Raw genomic sequence first — 24,395 nt, 5'->3', positions numbered from 1 at the left:
CGGCTCCGCCTCTGCTTCGGTTGTCGGCGCGAATCGCAGGCATAGGGAGGCGGGCGGAGGTCACCCTTCGGTAACGCGTCCAGGCTGATGGCTGGCATTCGTGTCGAGGAGTGACCGGATATGGATGGAGAGTCGGAGCAGGTGATTGAACAGGCGCGCCGGCTTCTGGAGGATGCAGAACTGTTCCATCTGTCCTCGATCCCGCTGCCGGACAAAGCCGCCCCGAGGCTGATCGAGCTCGCCGAAAAAGGGCGTGCATCCATGTAATGTCTTCAACGGGTCGCGCTCGGTATCGGATCGGTCCGGCGGCAGCATCCGCTGCAAGGTATCAAGCGCAGCCGGTCGCGGGGACATGTCGATTTCGACCAGCGCCCAGTGCGCTTCCTTGAGCATTTCCTGGATAGCCCAGGCGCCGTAGGGATCCGCGTTGATCTCTCCGACATTGCCACCCATCAGGCTGTTCGCCGCGCCGAGCGCGACCATCATCAGCCATTTTTCAGCAATCTCTTCATGGATGATCGGGGAAACCCTGACCGTCAGGCCCTCTATGGCGAGGCAAGACCGGACCGCCTCCAGACGCTGGCTGGTATCGCCCGTCCAAGCGCCGATCGCGATCTCGGCGACGGGAGCCAGCTCGACGACCCGCCCCATATCGTCGAGCGTGGTGACACATTTGACGACGCTGCCGAGGACCACGTCGGCTCCATAAGCTTCCCGCAGAGCGTCGAAATGGCGCACGCCGTTCAAGGACGAGATGATGACGCTCCCCGGCCCGATCGCGGGGCGGATCTCCGCGATGGCGTCGACCACGGCATGGCCCGGCACGGCGAGAAAGACGATGTCAAAGGGTGAGCGGATGTCGGCTGCGATGATGGCCTGCGGCCGGGTCCGTATTTCCCGGCCTTCCCGCACGAGGGTCAGACCGGATTGGGCAATCGCAACTCGGCGCGCTTCACGAGCGAGAAACGTGATATCGCAACCTGCGGCCGACCAGAGCCCTCCGAAATAACCGCCAACGGCGCCAGCTCCGACGACTAGGATGCGCAACACTCGTCTCCTCAGAATGGGGTCAGGCGGCTTGCAGCTTCGGCGCCTGACGCTGCCACAGGCTTAGAAGCAGCACGCCAGCAGCAATCACGCCCATCGCACCGGCCGCCAGGAAAGCGGGCAGATAGGTTCCGCTCTGCTCGCGGATGACGCCGGCGCCGAAGGCAGCAAAGGCTGCGCCAAGTTGATGCCCGGTCTGGATCCAGCCGAACACAATAGGCGCTTCCTGCTCCCCGAACGCCTCGTTCGCCAGCTTCACCGTGGGCGGCACCGTGGCGATCCAGTCGAGCCCGTAGAAGACCGCGAAGACGCCGAGGCTCATCGTGTCGAAGCTAAGGAAGGGCAGCGCCATCAGTGAGAGACCGCGCAGCCCATAATAGACGGTGAGAAGCACGCGCGGATTGTAGCGGTCGGTCAGCCATCCCGACGCGGTGGTGCCGAATAGGTCGAAGAAGCCCATGGTCGAAAGCAGACCGGCGGCCGCCACGGGCGCAACACCATGATCGCCGCAGAATGCGATCATGTGGGTGCCGACGAGGCCGTTGGTCGTCAGCCCGCAGACGAAGAAGGTGCCGAACAGCAGCCAGAAGACCGGCCGGCGGGCGGCACTGACCAGCACGCTGATTGCGAGACCGGCCGTGCGCGCCTGCTTTGGCGGAGCCGCTGGCGCGCTGTCTGGCCGCTCCCCGAACCGGCGCGTGCCGATATCGCCGGGATGCTCCGGCAGCACCAGCGCGACGATCGGCACAAGGATGAGGCAGGCGAGGCTCACGGCCATGACGACTGGCCGCCAAGCCCCCTGATTTGACAGCCAGGCTAGGAATGGCAGGAAGATCAGCGATCCCGTTGCCGTGCTGGCGCTGAGCAGCCCCATGATGAGTCCCTGCCGCGTGGCAAACCAGCGATTGACCACGGCCGCGCCCAGCACGGAAGCGACCGCCCCGCTGCCGATGCCGGACATCACGCCCCAGCTCAGCACATATTGCCAGGGAACGCGCATCCAGAGGCTGGCGAAGGTCGATATCGCCATCAGCATCAGGCCAGCCAGCATCGTCCTTCGGATGCCGAAGGACATCATGAGCGCCGCCGCGAAAGGACCGACGAGACCGTACAAAAAGATGCCGATCGCAGCGGCGAAGGAGATTGTCGCCCGGTCCCAGCCGAAGTTGAGCTGGAGCGGCATCATCAGGACGCCCGGCGTGGCTCGCAGACCCGCCGACACCAGCAACGCGAAGAAGGTGACGGCGACGATCAGGACAATATGGACGCGCGCCGATACCACGCCTGTCCGATGCAGCATGCGGCTCATTGCATCGCCTCCTGCGAGATCGTCACCAAATCCTGGAGCGCGGCTTCCGTGGCGCCCCAGCGATCCAAGCCGAATTTTTCGACAAGCCGTCGCTGTGCAGCCTGCCATGCATCCGTAGAGTTTTTGACCGCGTGATGGCCCTTATCGGTCAGCCGGACGGTCTTGGCCCGTCCTTGGCCATCTTCAAGCGCAACCCAGCCTTCGCGTTCGAGAGGCCTGAGCGCGCGATAGAGCGTCGTGCGATCCATTACGAGGATATGGGCGAGGTCCATCAACGGCAGTGGCTCGCGTCGCGCGATGTTCCAAAGCACCGCGAATTGCGCGAGCGAGAGGCCTGTCCCCTCCATCACCTCGTCGTAGAAGCGCGTAACCGCGCGTGATGCCTTACGCAGGGCGTTGCAGGCGCAATTCAACTGATCGATGGCAGACGAATAATGATGCATATGCATCTTATGCCAATGACGGCATCATCCGGTCAACCGTTGCTTTGCCCTTTTTCGTTTGCGGAAGCCGGGCGGCCACGAAACCGAGCGCTGAACGGCCGCATTTGAGAACAATCTCGGTTCCCGCGAATGGCAATATCTGGTCGGCTGCAGACTGGCAGCTAATATGCCTGGTCGACCGCCCGTTGCTCGAATAGCGTACGGGACTCCCTGAACTCCGCTCTTGCTGAGCACACGGACACCACCTTGGAGATGCACGCAAATCGCCCAAGACGGGTCGGCTCAGCCGCCGATCACCGCCAGTATCTTCTCGGCATATTTGGGATCGTGGGCGTCGAAGCTCGCCATCGGGCGCACCGGCTCCATCGTCATGACCACATCGCGCAAGCCGATGATCTTTAAAGTTCCGAGTTTCACCTCGGCCGGCTTCGCGCCATCGCGCTCGAGCACGACGCCATCGACATGGGCTTCCCCGTGGCGCTCGTAGAGGATGTGCGGCGCGAGGATGATCCGCCCGCGATTATAGAGTGCACGAACGCACAGCTCATGCTCGATGGCATGCGCGAGGATCTCGGTCTGGCCGAGCGTCGGGGTCTCGTCTTCGCCGCCGAGGCGAAGCGAAAGCGTCTTTCGATTCGAGGTCATCCCCCGAAAATAAGGCGAGTGGCCTCGTTGTCACGGGGCGTCAGCATCGTCGCAATATCTGCAATCCGCTTATCTTGAGCTGGATGATATTATCCTCTCCTCGCATCAAGGGGGGAACTTCATGGACGCGACAGCAAGCCCGACCGGCATCTTCGACAGCTTCCTCGCTCTTGCCAGAGCCTGGACGCCCATAGGGATGGCGCCGCAATGGCTCGATCAGCCGATCCTGCCCGGATGGTCGCTGATCAGCGTCAACGAGACCAATTCCGCATCGCCCGACACCGAGCGGGCTGTCGTCGCCAAAGCAAGCTATGGCCGCCAGCTCGGCCGGATCATGGATGCAATGGGCGCGCTGATCGACGAGCGTCCGGCGTCTGCCGGCGACAAGCCCACCTTCGACGCGCTGAAGGAGCTCGCGGTCGAAATCGAGCACGCGAAGCGCGATGCCGCGAAGGCGCGGATCGAGCGACTACGGTCCGATCTCGAAATGCTCTCACGAGGCGATCCAGCGGAATTCGAGCGCCAGAAAGCGATGTTCGGGACCCTGTTCACGTGATCTGCAACGCATTGCCGCCTGCGTGATTGTGTGAGCGACCAGCATCGCAGGGGACCGACATGTCGGTCCCCTACACCGGTGTCGATCACTCGGCGCCGCTGGCCTCAGCCGAGGCGGGCGCAGCCTTGCGCGGGCGGCGAGCCGGGGTCTTGGCCGCCGGCTTCGTATCGGCCGCCGCGGGTGGGACGACCTTCGCAGTCCGCTTGGCCACCGGCTTTGCCGGCGTGACGCTCGTGGTGGGCGCCGCCGCTGCCGGTGTTGCGGCCTTCTTTGCGCGCGGTTTGCCCGCTGAAGCGCGGGCGCCGTCGCTCTATCTCCGCATCGCGCTTCGCGCGCCGCTCCGACCGAACTTCGGCTGCGCCGAATTTCGTCCCTGACGGGTGACGATCGACTGCCGGACACCGGGATGGATCGCGATGCCTTTTTCGGCCGGCGCGGACGGATGGCCCGGCTGGGTGGCGTTCGCGCCGGCGGCGAGGTGGGCAGGGGAAGGTGGCCGGCGTGGTGGGGTTCGGCCTGCGCTGGTGCGCGGGGCAGGCGCCTCGCCGCAGAGGAGAGAGGGGTCGGGACGGGTGTCGCTTTCGGATGGTCGAGAGCGATGAACGTCAAGGATAAGTGCCATGAATATCGGTGAGTTCAAGATGATCAACGGCCGTCTGATGGGCTGGATCGCGACCCGCACGATCGACCTGCCGCGCCTCTACCTGCGCAAGGTCGAGAGCAGCAACGATCGGGCACCCGCCTTCGAGATCGGCGCGCTCAACGTCGGCAATCGCGTCGTCCAGATCGGCGCGCTCTGGCAGGCGATCGCCAACGCGACCGGCGAGGTCTTCCTCCAGGGTTCGATCGATGATCCGAGCCTTCCGGAACCGCTGCCGATCGCGCTCTTCGGCAAACTCGAGGAGGGCTTCCGCGTCGCGTGGCGGCGTCCGCAGCGTCGCGACGACTTCTTCGCGCCGTCCCGTGGCCAGCGCGGTGACGATGGCGGGATGGGCGAGGGTGCCGGCGACATGGGCGATCGCGGCGGCTTCGGCGGCAGCACCGCTGGTGCCGACGGCACGCTGATGGGCGCCGGTGGCGCGGGCGAGGCTCCGCTCGTCGATGATGACGTGCCCTTCTGATCGCCGCACCTCTGCCGGGGGCGCTCAGTCCGGGCGCCCCCGGTTTCTTCTTGCCCGCTTTGCCAGGAGACATCCCATGTCCCGCACCGTGCAGCACTTCCAGGACCTCAGGACGCTTTACGCTGAGGCCATCGCGACACCCGAATTCCAAGCCGCTTTTGGTGACGTGATGCCGCTCACCATCATCGAGCCGGGCGACGAGCCCGCCGAGCACGACATGCCCGAGCCGATCGCCGCCCAGGCCGATTGCGCCGGCATCATCGCCACCATCTTGGACCTCTTCAACGACACCAGGCTCGAACCGCTCGCGGCCGAGATCGCCTGGGGCATCGTCAACTCCTTCCACTTCGTCGCCGGCAAGCTCGAGCGTCGGGAGGACGGCATCGCGCGCGAACTCGGCGAGCTCGTCCGCGCAACCGACATGAGCGAGGTCTTCACCAGCGAACTCGAAGAGAAGCAGCTGCTCTGCCGCTCGGTTGCGGAACAACGTGGCGCGATCGAGTGCATGCGCGATTATGCCGCCGAGATGTACCGGGCATTGTCGGGCTGGCCCTGGTCGCCGGCGCGCGGCACGCGGGCGTCCTCGGCCTCCTCGGCGAGCCAGATCGCGGCGCAGGATTTCCTCCGCGAGCGGGCGCTGCTCGCGCGCGAACGGCATCTGCCGCAGGGGCCGCTCGTCGTCTTCTCAGGTCCGGCCCAATGGCATGACTGGCAAGCCATCTGGGAGCGGCTCGACCAGATAAAGGCGCGCGTGCCGCACATGACCCTCGTCACCACCGGGCAGCGCAAGGGCGCCGACGCGATCGCCGCCGCCTGGGCCGCGCGACGCGAGGTTCAGGTTCCGGTCGTCGCTTACGGTTTGTACGGCACTGGCCGAAAGACCGCCTTCACGCGCAACCGCAAGCTCGCCGAACTGAGGCCGGTCGAGGCGGTTCTGTGCGAAGGCTCCGGACTCCAGGCGAACCTCTACCAGCTGCTGCGCGAGACGGGTGTGCCGATCCACGCCTTCCGCAGCGCCGATCAGGCGCCCGCCCAACCGATCCGAAGGCAGGTAGCCTGACCTCATTCCATTCCGGCGCGTCGGACCAGGCAGGACGGCGCGCGTCCCGATCCGAAGGACACGAACATGAGCGACGATACAACCCAGACCGACAGCTATGACGACGTCATGCTGCGCTACGCCGCGTTCCAGGTGGCCCGAGCCGAGCTCCATGCCGGCAACAAGGTGAAGCTCTTCGCACTCCTGGCCCAGGCCGGCATCACCAGCCTCATCGTCCGCTTCGATGGCGGCGGTGACAGCGGGCAGATCGAAGAGATCGACGCCCGCCGGGGCGAAGAGGCGACGGAAGTTCCGACAGGTGATGTCGAGCTGCTCGTCACCAATTACGGGGCCGATCGGGCATTTGCCGAAACCCAACCGATCGACCGCTCGATCGAGACGTTCTGCTATGCACTGCTCGCATCCGCCCATGATGGCTGGGAGAATAACGAGGGCGCCTATGGCGAGTTCATCTTCGATATCGCCGCCGGCACGGTCACGCTCGATTTCAACTATCGGGTGATCGAGACCGAGCATCACAGCCATATCTTCTAAGGAGGGCGACATGGGACATTGCTATCACCATGCGCTGTCCTCGGTGCGCAAATGGGGAGGAACCGCCGAGGAGTTTCTGCCTCTCCACCAATGGTTCGACGAACCTTCCAAGCTCATCGTCGCAGACTTCCGGCATCGGGCGCTGCGGCATCACGCCGAGGGCGTGTTTATGCTCGAGCGCTTCTTCGGACCGGTCCTGACGCTCTCGACCGGGCGGGCGGTGCCCATCCGCCTGATCGGCGAACAGCACATCGTCGAGGATCTCGGCTTCGTGCCGAGTTTCGCGGACTGGGTCCGGTCATCCGCCCGGAACCCTGGATGGGGCGGGCACAACCGATCCACCGTCTGGTCGATCCGTTTGCAGCGGAGCCGGCACGAAAGGACGTGGTGAGAGCGGCAGGCTGATCGATGCGAAGGCGATGATCGGGACGTCCGGGCTTCGCCCGGTTGACCCGATCATTCTGTCAGGCGGGCCAGTTGGCCGAGCGACAACAACATGCCGGCCTTATGGTTCTCGGCTGAGATCGGCGAAGGGACATTCTCCGCGCGCAGGGTCACGCGGGTCCCGTCGCGATCCTTTTCGAAGGTCGTGGTCAGTCGCATCGGCTCGGCAAAAGCCGGGTCGGTGCTGATGAAATGCACTTCCTCGACGACGCACTCCTCAGGGCGGAATTCCAGAAATTTGACCTCGACTTCATCCTCACGGGCTCGCGTCTTCCCCGCCGAGGCGGATGCTCCTTCGTCATGGCGCAGGACCAGGCCGTAGCCGCCGCCGATCTTTGGATCGAAATGATGGAGCCGCGCGCTCATCCCGTCAGGCGCGCGCCAGGCCACCAGGGTCTCGGGATCGAGGAACGTCCGAAACAAGGTCCTCGGCGTCGCCAATATGACCCGCGAGGCGGTATCGACCCGTTCCGGTTTGTCAGTGCTGCTCAAGACGCCCACTCTCCTCGATAGGCCGCCCGCGGCGGCCCGATCCGACCCATGCGGATGCGCACGAGCTTCGCTCATCCGCATCCTTGCCCGGCCATTCTCTTCATGACGGCCCCGGTTGCCGTCAAGGACGGTGGGGCCCACCATTTTTCGATACTCGAAAAATCATTGCCTCCAGCGCCGCTCACGCGGTCGGGCTGCGCCCGATCCCTGACTGCTGCCCTGGCGCCATGGGAAATGCCTCGTCGGGGCATCGAGCCCCGAAGAGGCAAAAGCGCTTGTGTCGGGCGTTGGGGACAAACACTCTCTCAAGTCCTCCTAGCGTGGCACGGGGCCGCGACGGCCTCAAGGACGACGGGGCCCCACCATTTTGCTTCGCAAAATCGTGACCCCCATCGCCGCTTCGCGGTCGGGCTTCGCCCGATCCTTGACCCCGCCGCTCGGAGCCCGTGCCGGGAGAGGAACCTCTTGAACAAGGAGGTTCCCGATGACCACGATCAACCGCACTATCCGCAGCTTCGCCGAGATCACAGACCTCTATGCCGAGGAGACGGCGGCTCCGACCGATCGCTTCGCGCACGCCTTCGTCGAGACCGTCGATGCGGTGAAACTGGTTGCGACGGACGAGATGATCATCGCCGACATGCCGGACGCGCTGCAGATGCAGGTCGGCGTCGAGATGCTGGTGACGACGCTCTTCGACCTGCTGCGCGACACCCGCCTGGAGACGATCGCCGAGCGGCTCGCCTGGGGCATCGTCCACAGCTTCCACAAGGTCGCCGAGCAGGTCGACAACCAGGCCGACCATGCGGCGCGCGAGCTCGGTGATCTCATCCGCGACAATGATGGCGGCGAGATCGCCACGCACGAGATCGAGGAGCGGCAGCTGCTCTGCCACGGCCTCGACGAGGCGAGCGAGGCACTTTCCTGCATGCGCGATCATGCCGCCGCGATGTTCCATGCCGAAACCGGCCGGCCTTGGTCTGCGCCGCGCGCGACCCTGGTGTCGGGCAAGCGGACCGCGTCGGTGATCGCAGGACAGGATTTTCTCGCGGCGCGGCGCCAGAAGCGGATCGAGCGCAATGCACCGACAGGTCCGGTTGTGCTCTTCTCGGGCGGCAAGGCTTGGGAGGATCATGCGCTGATCTGGGAACGGCTCGACCTGATCAGGGCGCGGATCCCGACCATGATCCTGGCGACCACCGCGCAGGACAAAGGCTGCGACGCGATCGCGGCGGCATGGGCGGCACGATCGGGCGTCGCCGTCGTGAACTTCGCCCTCGATCGACGCCTGGGTATGCGCGCAGGCTTCGCTCGCAACGAGACGATGATGCGACTGAAGCCGGTCGAGGCCTTGGTCTGCGAAGGCTCGGGCCTCCAGTCGCATCTGGCGCGGCTGGTGCGCGAAGCCGGCGTTCCGGCGCACTTCTTCGCGGTGCGCGATCAGCGGACGTCGCCGACCATGGTGAACGCGCGACGAGACATGCCGAAGGGTGTGTGACTCGGGGTGGGCGGCGGGGCTTCAATGCTCCGCCGCCCACCCATTTTTTTGTCGGGCATTTGTCGCCCATGCTCAGGAAACCGGCTTGCGCCGGCCCCGTCGCACGGGCGATGCGGCGCGCTTGCGCGCCGGCCTCCTGCGCGTGGCTTCGCCATGCTCGGAGCAGGGCCGCCCGTTGGGCGGCGTCCTTGTCAGGGGAGCGACGGCAATGCCTTCAAGGCCGCGATCGCCGCTGGACCGCCAACACGTAACCCCTGGTCGACCAATGTCCTGAGATCCTTTTCGGCCATATTCTCGAGCGGAAGTCGGGTAAGGGTTGCAACGTAGCGGCCGCGAACCGCCTGGCGCGTCGCCTCCAATTCGTCCGCGATCTTGCGCTGACGCGCTTCGAGATCGGCAAGCTTTTCACGTTCGGTCATTTTCGGCATCGACACATCTTTCGAGATGGTCTGCCCGCTGCGATGATCATGCACACAGCGGCGGGGCACTCGCAAGTCCAGCGCGATGGGCCGGCACGCCGGCCGAAGAACAAGGCCCCCTGCCGGGGAAGCTCCCTCGCCAAAGCGAGGGCGCGGCGAGCAGGCTCGCAGCGAGCAGGAGCACGCACGGACCCTTCGGGCCGTTGTAATGCACCGTACGCACGGGTGCTGCAGGGCATTTTTCCGTTCTGATTGAATGGGTTGAGTGCTTCCCGTCGGCAGGCTTTGAGTGGCGACATTTGTCTGACTGTCTGACGGTGCCGTCAGACAAATCGCACAACCAGTTGGACTGCATAGTTTATCGATAAAATTGCCGTCAGACATCGCGGATGCTTGGTGTCTGCCATCGAATAGTCTATAAGAAGCGTGCTTCATGACTGCCGCGGGCCTCCTTGACGGAGCAGCATCGCGTGCCACGACTGACTATTCGCCTCGACGAGGCATTATTCGACCGGCTGATCGAACGAGCAGCCGCCCACCAGACATCCCCGTCTCGCTATGTCCGCGAACTGATCGCGCGCCAACCAGGAGTCGACGTCGGCGGACATCATGCCCGCTTCGACGAGCTCCATGCGACCGCGATACAGACGCTCGCCATCCTCGCCGCCAGTGTCGGCAAGACCGCACCCGACGCTCTCGAACGGGGGATGGCGGACGCCAAGGATCTGCTCCGTGACCGGGGTCTCCTCGATCCGGAGTCCGACCGATGAGCATCTTTCGCAACGACACGGTCGGCTCCTGGACCAGGGGCGGGCAGGCCATCGTTCACAATGTCCGGATGACCACGCAGGTCTTCTTTCAGACAGTCCTGGCCGGGTTCATCCTCTGGGTGATGGGCGCCATTGGCTATGCCCTTCAGGTCTCCACCGCCTATGAGCGCTTCGTGCTCGTCAAGCTGATCGAGGCGAGCTTCAAGGTCGATGCGGCGGGCGGTACCAACGATCCCGTCCTGTTCCACACGCCCGAGGGCAAGACCTACTGGACGTCCGCCGACTGGCTGTTCTCCTCGAAGCTCGGGCACGCAATGATGCACAAGGCCGAGATCGACCTCATCCATGGGGCGCTGATCTCGGGAATCGTCGCCACTTTCGCGCTCGGCTGCGCATGGTTCACCTTCACACGGACGGGGAAGGGGCTTGGCTCCAATCAGTTCATCCGCGGCGCCCGCTTCGGCTCGCTGCGGGAGATACGGCGCCTGCTGGGACGGCATCGGAAGGGGAGCTTCGCGATCGGCGGCGTGACCGTTCCCGACGCCTTCGAGCCCGAGCACATTCTGATCTGCGGCGCGCCTGGTACGGGCAAGACCAACCTCATCATCCAAATGCTCGCCGGCATCCGGAAGGAGGGACGCCGCGCCATCGTCTACGACACCGCCGGCGCCTTCGTGGAGAAATTCTACCGGCCCGGCCATGACATCCTGTTGAACCCGCTGGACGCCCGCACCGACCATTGGTCGCCCTGGGTCGATGTGCCGCGCGATTATCATTACGACCAGATCGCTGAGTCCACGATCCCCGACAAAGGGGGCGATCCCTTCTGGGCGAAGTCCGCGCGCGGCACGCTCGTCGCCGTCATGCGCAAACTTGCAAAGCAGGGGCGGACCCTGGTTTCGGTCCTCCTCGACACGGTTCTGCGCTCCAAGCTCAAGGACCTTGCCGCCTTCGCGTCGGGCACCGATGCGGCCGCCTTCATTTCGACCGAGGGCGAGCGAACGTCGGCTGGCATTCAGGCCGAACTGGCGTCCGTGATGCGCTCCTTCGCCTATCTCGACGACACCGAGGATGGCTTCTCGATCCGCGACTGGGTCGCCAATGAGCGGGACGACAGCTGGCTCTTCGTGACCGTGAAGGCGGATCAGCTGCCCTCGCTGCGTCCGCTGATCACGGTATGGTTGGACATCGCCATCTCCGCGATCATGAGCATGACGCCGGACCGCGATCGGCGGCTTTACTGCATCATCGACGAGCTCCCGTCGCTGCAGCGATTGCCGTCCCTTTCCGACTTCCTGGCACGCGCCCGCAAATATGGCGGATGTGGCGTCCTGGGCTTCCAAAGCTATCCGCAGCTCGAGGCGACCTATGGCATCCAGGATGCGGCCGCGATCACCGGCTATTGCTCGACCTGGGTCGCGCTCAGGGCGAACGACACCCCGACCGCCAAGCATGTCTCCGAGAATCTGGGGCAGGTCGAGCAGGTCGAGGCGAACGAGGGCATGTCCTACGGCGTCAACGACATGCGAGACGGCGTGAACTTGTCGCGCATCCAGGTGACCCGGCCGCTCGTCATGCATACCGAGGTCACCAACCTTCCGAACTTGGCAGGCTTCCTGAGGTTCGGGCGGAACCTGCCGGTGCTTCGGTTCCAGGATCGCTACAACGGCTTGCCGACCCGTTTCCCAGCTTTCGTCGAGCGAACCGATCCGGCCGTGCGCCTTGAGGAACGTGCTGCCGCTTCACCTCCAGCGGCAACCGCTCCGGCACAGGTCGAAACGCCGGCGCCGCCTGTTCGAACGCGTCGCAAGCGTCAGGCGCCGGACGCCGGCGGATCGACAGCCGATCCGGCGCCGACTCTACCCTTCGACGTGGCGATGCCTCCCGAACAGGGAGAGGAGAAGACGCCCGCCGCCGCCCCTAAGATCATCTTGATGGGACGACGCACTGGTGGCCTGCAGCAGCACAACCGCTCCAAGGGCGATCGCAATCCCGCGAGGCCCGCATGATCCATCCCCGCAGGCTGTCCGGCTCGGCCGGGAACATCGCCCGATATTATTCGGTCGGCGATTACTATACCAAGGGCGGCGACGAGCCCTCGGCCTGGGGAGGCGGGATCGCGCGCGACATGGGGCTGGAGGGAAAGCCTGTCGATCCCAAGCTGTTCCAGCAGCTGCTTGCCGGCGAAGTGCACGGCCAGCAGCTGGGCAGGCACCGGTCGGACGGCACGATCCAGCATCACCCCGGATGGGACTTCGCCGTCAACGCGCCGAAATCGGTGTCGATCATGGCCCTGGTTGCGGGGGACGATCGGGTCATTGCCGCTCATGAAAAGGCGGTCGATGTCGCGGTCGGCTATCTCGAGGAGCACGCTGCGCTGAGACGGCGCGACAGCGGCGAAATCGTCCATGAGACGACCGGGCGGCTGATCTTCGCCCGCTTTCAGGAGCATGCCTCTCGCGAGCTCGATCCGCATCTTCACACCCATGTGGTGGTGATGAACATGACCAACGGCGCCGCGCACGGACCGATGGCAAGCCTCGAAACCCGAGCCATGTACGTCGAGCAGATGACGGCGGGCCAAGTCTATCGAAACGAGTTGGCATCGGGGCTCAAGACGCTCGGCTATGACATCTCCGCAGATCCCAGGAGCGGTCGCTTCGAGATCACTGGCGTCCCTGCCGCGCTTATCGAAGAGATGTCGCAGCGGCGCCGCCAGATCGACGAGCATGCCCGCGAACATGGTCTTGAGGGGCAGGCGGCGCGTCGCCGATCTTTCTATGAGACGAGGGGGCCGAAGGAACGGGCGGGGCTTGATGACTTGCGGCGCGATTGGACCAACCGGGCGGCAGCGCATCGAGCCGAGCTCGATTTAGCCCGGATGCGCGCGGAGACCGGGCAGACACGCCCGCTGGAGGTGGATCCGGCCGTAGCCGCCCGGGCTATGCTGTTCGGCGTCCGCCACAGCGAGGAGCGCGAAGCGGTCAACAACAAGGGGCAATTGCTGCGATCGGCGCTCGCCTCCCATGTCGGCGAGATCAGGCTCGAACAGGTTCGTCCCTTGATTGAGGGGCTGGAACAACGGCGGCAACTGCTGGCGACGCGTGAGCCAACCGGCGACCAACTCCTCATCCAGGGTCGCACGACGAGGAGGACGGCCAGACTCGAGCTTCGCCTTGTCGACCAACTCGCGCTGGCGCTCGACGATGCGGCCCCGATCGCTTCGCGCGATCGGCTGCTGGTGACGCTGGAGGACGCTGGCCTTGCGCCCGCCCAGGAGCAGGCGCTGGTTGACTTGGCCACCTCGCGGGACCGAGTGAACGGGCTTCACGGGGTCGCCGGTGCCGGCAAATCGACCATGGTGAAGGCTCTCGCAGAGGCGGCCGAGCCGGGGACGAAGATGGTGGCGCTCGCTCCGACGTCGTCGGCCGCCTCCAACCTTGGTCAGGTCGCCGGGATCGAATCGCGCACTGTCGCGAGCCTGCTCGCCGGTGGAGGCCGTGGCGTTGGGCGCGACCACGTCCTGGTCGTCGATGAGGCAGGCCAGCTGGGTAGTCGCCAGGCGGAGCGATTGCTCGAGATCAGCCGGACGAGCGGCGCGCGGCTTCTCCTGATCGGCGACAACAAGCAGACGGGTGCGATCGAGCAGGGCAAGGCCTTCTGGTTGCTGCAGCGCCTGGGTATGCCGACAGCGCAGCTGACCGAGTCCGTTCGACAGGAGACCCGGGCGATGAAGGCGGCCGTCGCCCAGGCACGTGTCGGCAACTATGCGGACGCGATCGGCGCGCTCGACAAGGTCGTGAGCGGGGAGGGGGCGGAGGCTCTCGCCGGCAATCTCGTGCGCGAATGGACGCGGCTGAAACCCGACAACAGGGCCGCCACCAACATTCTCGTGCTCGACAACAGCACGCGTCGGCTCGTCAATGAGAGGGTGCGCGAGGTCCTGCAGAGGGAGGGCGTCGTCGCGGCCGAGGACACCCGGCTGCAGATCCTGTCGTCGGCGGCGATGACCGAGCAGGAGAAGCGTCTCGCCCGATTTTACTCCGGTGGCCAAGTCGTAACCTTCGGGCGGGATATTGCCGGAGCAGGCATCGCCCGCGATATCGAGTATCGGGTTGTCGGTACGGCGCGAGTGGCAGGCGGCCGGCAGATTTTCCGGCTCATCGATGCTCAAGGCCGCGAGGTCCGGTGGGATCCGCGGGTGGGACGCGCGTCGCAGGTCAATGTCTTTCAGGAGGAAGCGCGTGACCTGTCGGCCGGAGACCGCATCCAGTGGCGACTGGTCAACAGGGATCTCGACTTGAGAAACGCAGAACGCGGCACGGTCGAACAAATCGAGGGCACGGTCGCCATGATCCGGTGGGACAAGGGCGAACGGCGGCAGGAGATCGACCTCGGACGGCATCGAACGTGGGATCATGGCTATGCCGAAACCGTGTACTCCGCACAGTCCAAGACCTACGATCGGGTCTACGTCCTCGCGCCGGTCGCGTCGCCCCTCGTCAACGGGCAGAATTTTTATACCGCGATCACCCGCGCCCGCTTCGGTGTGAAGCTCTGGACTGAGGATCCCGCTCGGTTGGTCGATCGCTTGGAGAGGCGATCGGGCGAGAAGAGCTCGGCGACAGAAGGCCTCGGGCGACTGAGCCGGGATCATGTGGACGGACGCCAAGTGCGGCACGGCGAGCGTCTGCGCAGCCTCCGCGAGGAAATGGATCAGGAACGGCGCGACCGGGCAACCTCTCGACCCTCCCCTCAGACAGTGTCGAGCCGATTGGCGACAAGAGCCAGCGAGATTGGCGAAGCGCTCGATCGTCTGCTGGCCCGCGCTCTTTCTCGCGGTCGGGTGGACCGGGATACCAGCCGCGGTGTCGATCGATGAGCGGTAGTTCGTCGGCAGTGGCGCTCGCGTCGATGCTCCTGGCGGCATCGCGAGCGGGGGCGGCTACGCGGGATGCGATGCACGATCGGCCGATCGTCGGCAGTTGTATCCGGTCGACGGCGGGGGATCGTTCGTGGCTCGAGAAAACGCTCTGGGGCCTTTACGATCAGGAACGGGGCTGGGCGGGCGCGGAGATCTCGAATCGCAATGGCACTTTCGATCTCGGGCCGCTCCAAGTGAACAGCAGCTGGGTGCCAACCATATCGGTACTTTTGCATCGGGATGCTCGCGACGTCCGCAGATGGATCAGGGATGACACTTGCTTCAACGTTGGGATTGCAGCCTGGCTTTTCCTGTCCGGCTACTCGCGTAACCCGGATTATTGGGAAGCAGTCGGGGCATATCATAGTCCGACGGGATGGCGTGCTCGCGGCTATGCCCGCGAAGTAGCGGCCAAGTTACAGGTCAGATTCGGATCTCGGATATTTTCCCGCCGCTAAATTCGGTCGCCAATTTCGTCATCTCAATCGTGGCTGGCGTTGCCGTATGCTGGTCTGCTACGCTCGACGGCGTCTGATCTCCTTCCTCGGTATTGCCAGGCGACCAAGCGTCAAAGGCAAGGGGGTGCGAAAGGGGGGGCAGAGAAAGAAGTTGGAGAATTTATGCTGATATTCCAATCGGATATCGGCGAAGTTCGGCGGACACCCTCTCCGCCAGAGGCCCCTCCACACGGGGCCGCAGTGGGCCACTCGGATTGGCTCTTCTCCACTGAAATCTGGTGCTTTGCGGGTCTGCTCTTTCGTAGTCGTTTGCACGCCTTTGGCGACGCGAAGGGGCGCGAACAAATGTCCTGACGACGGACTTTCAACACGACCTTTGAGCTTCCGCTATTTGAGCGCGCATATCCTGCGGAAATGATGAGGCGACCGATTTCTGGACTGACCTCCGCAACAAGATGGAATCTGGATCCTGCTTTATTGATCCTTTATATCGGGCTCCGAGCCTGCAAGAAATGGGGCTGGTGGCTGGCGAGCAAATCGCACGGGCGTTCGAATCTCATCGGAACCGCCCCCGAGCGGATGGCGCGCGGAAGCCGAATCCGGAATCGCCGCCTCGCTCAAGCGAAGCAGCGATTCGGACACTGAGACGGACGGTCTCATTCTCTGCGCACGGGGACCCACGCCGCAACCGTCGCGGTAGCGGCTGATGGGTTCCTAGCGCGGCACACGAAGCGGCGAGCGGGCCGCAGCGGAAGGGACCGTTCCGAAATGTGTATGGACCAGAGGCACGGCGGGCATCAGTGCGGCTCCGATATAGGCGGCCCACACCGCTACCTTTGTCCGGTTTGTCAGGTTCAGCTTCCGCAGGACGGCACCGACATGCACCTTCACCGTCGGCTCGGAGAGCTGCAACTGCCGGGCAATGACCTTGTTGGACATCCCCGTCGCGATACATTGCACGATCTCCCGCTCCCGAACCGAGAGACGCTGCACTGCTGCGGCCGTCACATCGGAGAGAACGGGGGGCTGTGGTTTCGCGAGCGTCTCGACAAATCCTGCGGGGACGACACACCCGCCCAGAGCGAGGAGCTCCAGCTGGCAAGCCAGGGTCGCGAAGCTGACCGTGCGATCGAGCACGCCCGTGACGCCGTTGGCAAAGGCGCTGCGAACGAGATCTGCCGTCGCGCTTTCCACCATTATGGCAATCTTGATCGATGGCGCGGAAGCCGTCAGCGAAGCGATAACATCCAGCGGGTCTTTGATGCGGGCGTCGATGAGCGCAAGCTGGTATCGAGCAATGGACGGATCGCCGAAAGTATCGTCGATATCGTCCATCGGATCGCAAACGCCTATTTTGCATCCGGCGTCGGTTAAAATGGCGGCTAGGGCTTCTCGTTCGAGATCTCGTCGCGCTATAAGGAGCATGGTTAGCTTCATTATGCACTCCACCGGGACTAGGGTTGAACGCCTGACTCGGTAAGCATTTGTGCTATGCACCATACATTTCGAACAAATTCAAGACGCTCGGCGACGCGCTATGCTCTCTTTTGGGGCAGTCCCATGGGGAATCGTACCCAGCGAGATATATCCTATTGAGGAGCGGGGTCGGGATCGGGCCGGAGATGTTTGCGCTTGCCGCGCCGGATGCTCCTGGTCTCGAACGCCCTGAAAACGGCCGTTCCACGCCGGCCACGCTGCGGCACCCTCACGTGTTGACGACAATCCGACGGTGCTGATTCAGGAAGCGCGCATCGCCAACCGATCGAATGCCGAGCGTGCCCTTATCCGGAATGATAGGGTTTTGCGCAAAAGTATATGCCGTTTGCAGCGTGGCGATTGGCGAGTGTCTATGTCTTAATCGAAAGTGACGGGCACCTGGGGCAACGGTGTTCTACAGATGACGGATAGATTGGAGCAGGGGGCGAAAATGAAGGTAGTCCTATTCTGTGGCGGTCTAGGCACACGCATGCGCGGACAATTTCAGGATCTGCCGAAGCCTTTGGTGAAGGTTGGCCCGAATGCGCTGATATGGAACGTCATGAGGTACTATGCTCATCACGGTCATGCCGATTTCATTCTTTGCCTGGGATATGGGGCCGCAGCCTTTACGCACTATTTCGAAGAGATGGGCGTGGAGATCATCCCGACGATTTCTTCGGGCGGCCCTTGCCAATGCTTTCGCCTGTCGGATGGCGGCGGCGGATATTGGAACGTCACGCTCGTGGACACCGGAATGCATACGAGCATCGGCCAGCGGCTGCGGGCCGTGCAGGGGCATATCGGTGAGGAGGAGATGTTCCTTGCCAACTATTCGGACGGTCTGACCGATCTCCCCCTTCAGGGGATGATCGACTTTCTTGTCGCGAAACCGGGTGCCGTCGGAGCGATGGCCGCCGTACATCCCGTGCACAGTTTTCACTATATTCGACAGGATGGCGGAGGCGTTGTCACAGCTATCATGTCATCGGCGGATATCGATTTGAGGATCAACGGGGGATATTTCGTGTTTCGCCGCGAGATATTCGACTTCATTGAAGAGGGAGACGATCTCGTCGAACGGCCCTTCGAGCGGCTGATCGCCGAAGCGAAGCTGCTGGCGAGGCCCCATGACGGATTTTGGCGAGCCTGCGATACGCTGAAGGACGTTCAGATCCTGAGCGATATGCAGCAAAGTGGATCCGCGCCGTGGGAGGTCTGGCGGACGAACCGCGATATCGAGGTCTCGCAACATCCCGCAGCGATGATTTCCCCCGCTGCCTGATACCGCGTCGGCGTTCGGCACGCGCGGAGACCATCATACTTCTGGCCTCATCCGGGGCGAACGGGAGTCATCCGAATGATCGCGCTGGATATTTCTCGTAAGATGGAGCGCCCGCTGCGGGTCCTGTGCCTCGGTGCCCATGCGGACGATATCGAGATCGGCTGCGGGGGCACGCTGCTCAACCTGGCGGCTCAGGCGCCTCATCTGATCGTGCACTGGGTCGTCTTCAGCGGTGACGATCTTCGCGCCGACGAAGCGCGGCGCAGCGCAGCGGCTTTGATGGGCAATCGCGGCGAGCTGATCGTCGAGGTATTCGATTTTCAGGATGGCCTATTTCCTCACGAACTGCCCGGCATCAAGGCGGTGTTCGAGACGATCAAGCGAACGGCCTCGCCCGACATCATCCTGACGCACTCGATGGGCGACGCCCATCAGGATCATGCCGTCATCGCGTCGTTGAGCCACAACACGTTCCGCGACCATTTCGTTCTGGGATACGAGATCCCGAAATATGACGGCGATCTCGGCCGGACCAACGCCTATGTCCATCTGACCGAGGCTGTGGCGCGCCGGAAGGCCGAGGCGATCTACGCGGCGTTTCCCAGCCAGCGGCATCGATCCTGGTTTTCACCGCAGACATTCCTGTCTCTGGCGAAGATCCGCGGTATCGAGTGCAACGCGCCGGAAGGGTTTGCCGAGGCTTTCAGCGCCTCCAAAATGGTGTTGGGCATCTGATTTCGCGCGGCGATCACGCCTCGTACCCCGGCCGCTGTTCTCAACATCGACATCCGGGCTCTGGGGCCAACATGAACATCCGACGGGGCTACGAAGCCGCGAGGAAAGCCCTCGTCAGCGCCGGGGTGGCAGACCATCTGACGTGCACCGCGTCGTACCAGGCGTCGGTCGCGGGGCGATAGGCGACGTGGAGCAGGCGGCCATGCGTGCCCGCCAGGCTCGCCGCGATGCGTCGGTCGAACGGCACCCAGAAGCGCGGGCCGCCATATTTCCGTTCCCAGCCGGGATGAACGGGGCTCATCGCAAGATCGAAGGCGATGTTCTTCCCTTCCAGCGATTGTGCGATCGCGCGGAGGGCGGCGAAGCAAGCCGGGTCCGGCTGCACTCGCCCGTAGAATAGGCCGCGCGAGCGCGTGGGCTCGGCAGGGGCGCTGCCATATCGATCCTGCACGAGCGGATCCATCGCGGCCACATCGGTGCGCGCGTCGCGTACGATCCTCGCATTGGCAAGCAATGTCACGGGATCGAAATATCGCGCGTAATATCGGGATGGCGAGCCGCCGCCGAACACATATTGATCGGTATCCCCGATCGAGAATTGGGTGGGATCATCCTTCGAGCAATTTTCGAAATCGAGCGGCGAAGCGATGAGCAGGACGTGCCGGACGGATGGCAGCCTTCCCACCAGCCATTGCGTGATCTCGTAGGTTTCCGAAATGCGTGCGCCGCAAAATCCGGCATTGTACGGTCGCAGCGCCGGCATCTGGGCCGTCGCCGCGGTGCCGTTGAAATGACGCCAGGCGACCGACGACCCCACCACCAGGAAATTGGGATCGACCGGCGGATCGTGTCGCATCGCCAGCAGTTTCTCGTCCACGCAAAGGCTGTTCGAAAATTGCGGAGGAGGAAGGTGGTCGGTCGCCTTCAGGGCCAGCAGCGAACCTGCGAGCACGATCAGCATCAGCGCGCCGCCGGCCACCAGCGAAAGCAGGTATATCAACATGGCGGGCCGTCTGACCGTCTCGCGCGGCGCGATCAGCGTCGGTGCCGATGTCGCCATCATACGCGCTCGAGCTTGAGCAGGATGAGGTCCACGAAATCTCCGACATTGTGGAGCGCCTCGAATTCCGACGTTCGGAAGCGGACGCCGAAGCGCTGTTCGGCCGCGACGATCAGCATGACGTGCGCTTGGCTGTCCCAGCCGGCGATATCCTGGGCCGTGGTCTGCGATGATATCGCGATGGTGTCGTCGTCGAACACATCGCGCATAACCTCGGCGAGATTGTCGTAGATTTCGGCCTTCGTCATATGGTCAGCTCCAATTTGAGATGGTGGCGGGCGACCTGTCCGTCCTGCAGGGACATTCGCCAGAAGGTCTCTTCGCCGGGCGTGTCCGCCGCGATCCGTTCGAAGCCCAGCTTCTCGTAATGCGCCTCGACCATCCCGTTACGGCCGGACGGGCGATATTCGCCGATCAGGGCCGTCGCACCGGCCTGGACGGCGGCGGAGCGAAGCGCGCACAACGCCGCAAGCTCGACCCCCCTGCCGAGCACCCTGCAGCTCATCAGCCAGGTGTCGATGAGAAGTTCCCCGCCCGACCATGCGGCATCCGGCCGCGCGACGATCACGCTGATCAGGCCGTTGTCGCCGAACCGATCGCGCAAGCGGAACGCCAGGATGACGTTCCGCGCGTCTTCCAGCAGCGGATGAAGTTCGTCCGCCGTTCGCCGCCTTGTCGTCAGATTGAATTGGTTGCTCTTGTTGATCAGCTGTGCGGCTCGCGATCGATCGAACGACGAGATCGGGCCGGCCGTCAACGTCATGTCCAGGCTCTGCAGATAGCCGTCCATGTCGGTGGTCGATGCGCGAACGGCGGCCCGCTGATTGTTCGCCGTATAGTCGCCGGACCGGGCGAGATCCTCGGATGTCAGGCCGAGAGACTCGAAATAGCCGCCGTCGGCAATGCATTGCATGTAGCCGGCCGGATCCTCGGGAAGTTCCGGGACGGCCACCTCGGGCAGCTCGCGGCGGATGATCTCGCGCTCCGCAGGGTTGTCGTCCACGAATACCATGCTGTCGAGGCCGATGTTGAGCGTTCGCGCGATGTGTCGCAGGTTGCTCGCCTTGTCCGCCCAGTTGGCGACGAAGCAGGCTATGTCGTCGAAGGCGATCTGCATGTCCGGATGCCGATCGAAGACGGAGCGCGCGGTGGCGTGATCGTTCTTGCTGCAGACCGCGATGATGATGCCCCGTTCGGCGAGGCGCGCGACGTAGCGCTGGAAGGCGATATAGGCCTCTCCTTCCGCGCTGCCCTGGCCCAGGCGGAGGTTTTCGACGCCATCATCGCCCACGACGCCACCCCAGAGCGTGTTGTCGAGATCGAGGACGAGGGATTTCCGCGATCGGCCGATCACGGCCGCAGCCAGGCGGGCAACCAGCTCGCCATAGGCGGGCGCGACCAGAGGATTGACGAGCTGCTTGGCCTGATACCAGCGGACCTCGTCGTAAAGGCGGCCTTCGCCGATACCGGGCAACTGGTTCGCCACGTCGAGGAGAAGCACCTCTCCCTGTTGCGAGGCTTGGCGCAACAGATCGTTCAGCCGAGCGCAGCAGGACCATGGGGAGGCCGGCAAGAGGGCTTCGTTGGAGCCGAGCAGCGGCGAGGCCTGCGGAAGAAACGTCTGTTGGACGGGTTGCGCGCCAAAGCGCTCGCGCGCGAGGCTCCACAGCTGGCGAAGCTCCTCCATGATGTGCGCCAGTGACGTTTCGACCGCATCGCGGCCGGCCGAAAGGGGTATCGGTTCGAGCAGGGCGGGGAGGTCGATCGCGAACAGGATCATGTGGGGAGCGAAACGCTCGATCCAGGGGCATCCCATGATCATCGGGCTGCGAAACTGGCCATAGTCCCCGGCATGGACCTCAATGACCATGCCGCGATGCAGGCCCGCAACCCGAACCGCCGGCACGAGGTGATCGATCGTGTGGGACGACAGGATCGCCACACGCGCCTCGGCAAGCGCCGGCGTCGGCGTGGCCGCGAGCGCGGCGCGCGCCAGCCGGTCGATCCGATTGGTGAACTGCGCGTCCCGGCGATGGCCCGCCAGCATTCTTGCCGTGGCGAGCATGGTCGGCCCGTCGCCGGCCGCCTGCGCCTGCCGCAGGCAGGCCCCGGCGTCGCGATGTTCAGGAAGCCAGGAAAGCATCGCTGCGTCCCCGCGGCGCGGTGTGCGACCCGGTTTCCGGCGGTCTGTCGTGTGTGGTCCGAATATACGGCATGTCAGCAATCCTCGATCCGAGACCGATCAGAAATGAAAGTAGATGAACTCCGATGGAGCGGCCGAGACGGCGTATAGAATCGTCACCATCGACATGGCGCCCAACGCCACGCCGAAGGCCGGACGCGGTTTCCACCGCAGAATGGGCGCGAACCGTGCCGTTGCGGTCTGACGGGCAACGAAACCCAGTGCGGTCGGGTAGTTGCCCAACCATTGATTGGAGTTCGGGAGTGCCCAGACGACGATCAGGAACAGAACTATCCTCGCGATGGATTTGCTGTCGACCAGCTCGATCGATCCGATATTCGCGCCCAGTGCGTGCGCCAGCGCCGGCACGCCGGGCAGGTGGCCGGCAGGCAGTGGCAGGGTGGTGCCGTGTAGGCCGATCATGCTTCCCAGCAGGCTCATCGCGGTCGTGACGTCAGGCGATCGGAAGAAGACCAGTCCGACCACGACGGCAAGAAACGTCGTCAACACCGATCCGGCGATGAAGATCGGGTTGTTACTCCTGTCGGGAATGCCGCGATGCGCTTTCCAGGCGCGCCAGCCATTGGCGATCACCAGATAGCTCCCGTGCAGGAGGCCGAAAATGACGAACTGCCAGCCCGCGCCGTGCCAGACGCCCGAGATGAACAGCGTGATCATCGTTGGGAGAGCCACGAGCGTGGCGAACGCGCCGACCGTCGTCTTGCCGCGCTTCGGCATCGGGCGCCCCTTGAGCGCACGGCGCCGGGTAAGCGCGACGACCATCGGGTTGTAGATGTAGGCCGTCAGGAAGCGCGTCAGCGTCATGTGCCATCGTGCCCAATATTCGATGATGTTGCGCGCCTTGAGCGGGCTGTCGAAATTGATCGGGAGCGAGATGCCGAACATGAGGCCGAGGCCGATCGCCATGTCGGAATATCCGGAAAAATCGAAATAGATCTGAAGCGTGTAGGACAATGCACCCGTCCAGGCCTCGACCGTCTGAACGCCCTGACCGGCCGCAGTCGCGAAAATCGGGCGGACCGTGGTCGCGAAGCCGTCGGCCACTATGACTTTCTTGAAGAGCCCGATCAGGAACAGGGTCGTGCCGATCGCGAAGAGGTCCAGCCGGGGCCGGAAGCGATCCGGATCGCGGAACTGCGACAGCATCTCCCGATGATGGGTGATCGGGCCGGCGATGAGATGAGGGAAGAAGGTGAGGAAGAGGCAATAGTTGGAAAAGCTGTGTTCCTCCACTTCTCCATCGCTCGCATCCACCAGATAGGCGATCTGCTGGAACGTGAAGAAGGAAATGGCCAGCGGCAGCACGATGTGAGGAACGATCAGGTTGCTGCCCAGCGCCTCGTTCGCCGTGACTGTCAGGAAACCGGCATATTTGTAATAAGCGAGCGCCGCCAGGTTCGCCAAGATCGCGGCGATCAGCAGAGGCTGGTTCCGCCGGCGGATCAATTGTCCGGCGACGAGGTAGTTTGCCACTGCGCTCACCATCAGGATGGGCAAGCCGGCAGGGCGCCACCATGCATAGAAGAGGAGCGATGTGACGGTCAGCCAGAGGCCGGCAAAGCCCTTCAGCCGGCTGAACGAAAACGCGCAAAATCCGGCGAAGACGATCGGCAGGAAGCCCAGAAGGAACGTGCTGGAATTAAAAAGCATCGCGCCGTCGCCCCCCTAGCGCGGCCATTCCAAGACGCTCGCCCACAGCTGCGGGCATACGGTTTCCCGCATGGAAAAGCGTCATGGATCGTCCCCCGCCATTCGCGAAGCAGTGTAAGGATGTTAACGGATCAAGTATTCCGATCGGAGGAACTAATCCATTTTCCGAAGGGGGCGACCGGATGGAAAGGTGTTTCGAGCAGGTCGAAAGCGATCGACCAACGATCGGCGCGTCTATGGCAAGATACCACGAACGATTCCGCGCT

22 protein-coding genes and 1 pseudogene are annotated in these 24,395 nt (G+C 63.9%); 12 read left to right on the top strand and 11 right to left on the bottom strand.

Translation table 11 applies throughout. The annotated features are described in order from the left end of the window. Positions 1 to 60: 60 nt before the first annotated feature. The 4 genes from QGN17_RS10795 to QGN17_RS10780 all read right to left on the bottom strand — a co-directional run bounded on the left by QGN17_RS10795 (position 61) and on the right by QGN17_RS10780 (position 3,444). Positions 61 to 1,047 (bottom strand): ketopantoate reductase family protein, encoded by a 987-nt coding sequence (locus QGN17_RS10795; RefSeq protein ID WP_281044480.1) that lies wholly within the window; start codon positions 1,045 to 1,047, stop codon positions 61 to 63. 22 nt (positions 1,048 to 1,069) lie between these two features. Next, positions 1,070 to 2,347, bottom strand: a complete 1,278-nt coding sequence (locus QGN17_RS10790) for an MFS transporter (RefSeq protein ID WP_390902693.1) — start codon at positions 2,345 to 2,347, stop codon at positions 1,070 to 1,072. A gap of 5 nt (positions 2,348 to 2,352) precedes the next feature. Further along, positions 2,353 to 2,799: a MarR family winged helix-turn-helix transcriptional regulator gene (locus QGN17_RS10785; RefSeq protein ID WP_281044478.1), complete on the bottom strand. Its 447-nt coding sequence runs from the start codon at positions 2,797 to 2,799 to the stop codon at positions 2,353 to 2,355. Between the two features lie 282 nt (positions 2,800 to 3,081). Next, positions 3,082 to 3,444: a hypothetical protein gene (locus QGN17_RS10780; RefSeq protein WP_281044477.1), complete on the bottom strand. Its 363-nt coding sequence runs from the start codon at positions 3,442 to 3,444 to the stop codon at positions 3,082 to 3,084. A 121-nt stretch (positions 3,445 to 3,565) separates the two neighbouring features. On the opposite strand from QGN17_RS10780, the gene QGN17_RS10775 reads away from it, so the two are divergent. From QGN17_RS10775 to QGN17_RS10750, 6 genes and pseudogenes are all read left to right on the top strand, one after another. Next, entirely contained in the window at positions 3,566 to 4,000 is a 435-nt protein-coding gene (locus tag QGN17_RS10775; RefSeq protein WP_281044476.1) for a hypothetical protein, read from the top strand. A gap of 59 nt (positions 4,001 to 4,059) precedes the next feature. Further along, the gene (locus QGN17_RS10770) at positions 4,060 to 4,377 is read left to right on the top strand and encodes a hypothetical protein (RefSeq protein WP_281044475.1); all 318 of its coding nucleotides are present in this window, start codon (positions 4,060 to 4,062) and stop codon (positions 4,375 to 4,377) included. Between the two features lie 243 nt (positions 4,378 to 4,620). Next, on the top strand, positions 4,621 to 5,121 hold the full coding sequence (locus QGN17_RS10765; RefSeq protein ID WP_281044474.1) for a DUF736 family protein: 501 nt from the start codon (positions 4,621 to 4,623) through the stop codon (positions 5,119 to 5,121). A gap of 76 nt (positions 5,122 to 5,197) precedes the next feature. Continuing rightward, positions 5,198 to 6,181: an SLOG family protein gene (locus QGN17_RS10760; protein ID WP_281044473.1), complete on the top strand. Its 984-nt coding sequence runs from the start codon at positions 5,198 to 5,200 to the stop codon at positions 6,179 to 6,181. A 66-nt stretch (positions 6,182 to 6,247) separates the two neighbouring features. Then, positions 6,248 to 6,715: a DUF6878 family protein gene (locus tag QGN17_RS10755; RefSeq protein ID WP_281044472.1), complete on the top strand. Its 468-nt coding sequence runs from the start codon at positions 6,248 to 6,250 to the stop codon at positions 6,713 to 6,715. A 10-nt stretch (positions 6,716 to 6,725) separates the two neighbouring features. Then, positions 6,726 to 7,120: pseudogene (locus QGN17_RS10750) on the top strand (DUF6915 family protein). Between the two features lie 51 nt (positions 7,121 to 7,171). Here the strand turns inward: QGN17_RS10750 and QGN17_RS10745 are convergent. Continuing rightward, positions 7,172 to 7,651 carry an SRPBCC domain-containing protein gene (locus QGN17_RS10745; protein ID WP_281044471.1) on the bottom strand — a complete coding sequence of 160 codons (480 nt, stop codon included), beginning with the start codon at positions 7,649 to 7,651 and terminating at the stop codon, positions 7,172 to 7,174. 484 nt (positions 7,652 to 8,135) lie between these two features. Between QGN17_RS10745 and QGN17_RS10740 the strand changes: the two genes are divergently transcribed. Further along, on the top strand, positions 8,136 to 9,149 hold the full coding sequence (locus QGN17_RS10740; RefSeq protein ID WP_281044470.1) for a DUF2493 domain-containing protein: 1,014 nt from the start codon (positions 8,136 to 8,138) through the stop codon (positions 9,147 to 9,149). A gap of 191 nt (positions 9,150 to 9,340) precedes the next feature. On the opposite strand, the gene QGN17_RS10735 is transcribed toward QGN17_RS10740, so the two are convergent. Continuing rightward, positions 9,341 to 9,568, bottom strand: a complete 228-nt coding sequence (locus tag QGN17_RS10735; protein ID WP_281044469.1) for a hypothetical protein — start codon at positions 9,566 to 9,568, stop codon at positions 9,341 to 9,343. A 470-nt stretch (positions 9,569 to 10,038) separates the two neighbouring features. Between QGN17_RS10735 and QGN17_RS10730 the strand changes: the two genes are divergently transcribed. Genes QGN17_RS10730 through mobF form a run of 3 tightly spaced genes read left to right on the top strand, consistent with a single transcriptional unit; the run spans position 10,039 to position 15,220 of the window. Further along, entirely contained in the window at positions 10,039 to 10,338 is a 300-nt protein-coding gene (locus tag QGN17_RS10730; protein ID WP_281044468.1) for a hypothetical protein, read from the top strand. Beyond that, positions 10,335 to 12,347: a type IV secretion system DNA-binding domain-containing protein gene (locus tag QGN17_RS10725; RefSeq protein WP_281044467.1), complete on the top strand. Its 2,013-nt coding sequence runs from the start codon at positions 10,335 to 10,337 to the stop codon at positions 12,345 to 12,347. Before QGN17_RS10730 ends, QGN17_RS10725 begins: the two co-directional genes overlap by 4 nt. After that, positions 12,344 to 15,220, top strand: coding sequence for a MobF family relaxase (mobF, locus tag QGN17_RS10720; RefSeq protein ID WP_281044466.1), 2,877 nt, complete (start codon positions 12,344 to 12,346; stop codon positions 15,218 to 15,220). Before QGN17_RS10725 ends, mobF begins: the two co-directional genes overlap by 4 nt. 1,214 nt (positions 15,221 to 16,434) lie before the next feature. Here mobF and QGN17_RS10715 read toward each other — a convergent pair. Then, positions 16,435 to 17,055: a LuxR C-terminal-related transcriptional regulator gene (locus tag QGN17_RS10715; protein ID WP_281044465.1), complete on the bottom strand. Its 621-nt coding sequence runs from the start codon at positions 17,053 to 17,055 to the stop codon at positions 16,435 to 16,437. Between the two features lie 631 nt (positions 17,056 to 17,686). Here QGN17_RS10715 and QGN17_RS10710 point away from each other — a divergent pair. Then, positions 17,687 to 18,481 (top strand): hypothetical protein, encoded by a 795-nt coding sequence (locus QGN17_RS10710; RefSeq protein ID WP_281044463.1) that lies wholly within the window; start codon positions 17,687 to 17,689, stop codon positions 18,479 to 18,481. A gap of 75 nt (positions 18,482 to 18,556) precedes the next feature. After that, complete coding sequence (locus tag QGN17_RS10705) at positions 18,557 to 19,216, top strand: PIG-L deacetylase family protein (protein WP_281044462.1); 660 nt, start codon at positions 18,557 to 18,559, stop codon at positions 19,214 to 19,216. Positions 19,217 to 19,304: 88 nt separating this feature from the next. Here the strand turns inward: QGN17_RS10705 and QGN17_RS10700 are convergent, their stop codons facing one another. The 4 genes from QGN17_RS10700 to QGN17_RS10685 all read right to left on the bottom strand — a co-directional run bounded on the left by QGN17_RS10700 (position 19,305) and on the right by QGN17_RS10685 (position 24,129). Beyond that, positions 19,305 to 20,276, bottom strand: coding sequence for a hypothetical protein (locus tag QGN17_RS10700; protein ID WP_281044461.1), 972 nt, complete (start codon positions 20,274 to 20,276; stop codon positions 19,305 to 19,307). Continuing rightward, positions 20,276 to 20,524, bottom strand: a complete 249-nt coding sequence (locus QGN17_RS10695) for an acyl carrier protein (RefSeq protein WP_281044459.1) — start codon at positions 20,522 to 20,524, stop codon at positions 20,276 to 20,278. Before QGN17_RS10695 ends, QGN17_RS10700 begins: the two co-directional genes overlap by 1 nt. After that, complete coding sequence (locus QGN17_RS10690) at positions 20,521 to 22,419, bottom strand: HAD-IIIC family phosphatase (RefSeq protein ID WP_281044458.1); 1,899 nt, start codon at positions 22,417 to 22,419, stop codon at positions 20,521 to 20,523. Before QGN17_RS10690 ends, QGN17_RS10695 begins: the two co-directional genes overlap by 4 nt. Positions 22,420 to 22,518: 99 nt before the next feature. After that, on the bottom strand, positions 22,519 to 24,129 hold the full coding sequence (locus tag QGN17_RS10685) for an MBOAT family O-acyltransferase (RefSeq protein ID WP_281044457.1): 1,611 nt from the start codon (positions 24,127 to 24,129) through the stop codon (positions 22,519 to 22,521). Positions 24,130 to 24,395: the final 266 nt, after the last annotated feature.

Source organism: Sphingomonas oryzagri (genome assembly GCF_029906645.1).
GTDB classification, from domain to species: domain Bacteria; phylum Pseudomonadota; class Alphaproteobacteria; order Sphingomonadales; family Sphingomonadaceae; genus Solisphingomonas; species Solisphingomonas oryzagri.
This window is presented reverse-complemented; position numbering and strand designations above follow the sequence as displayed.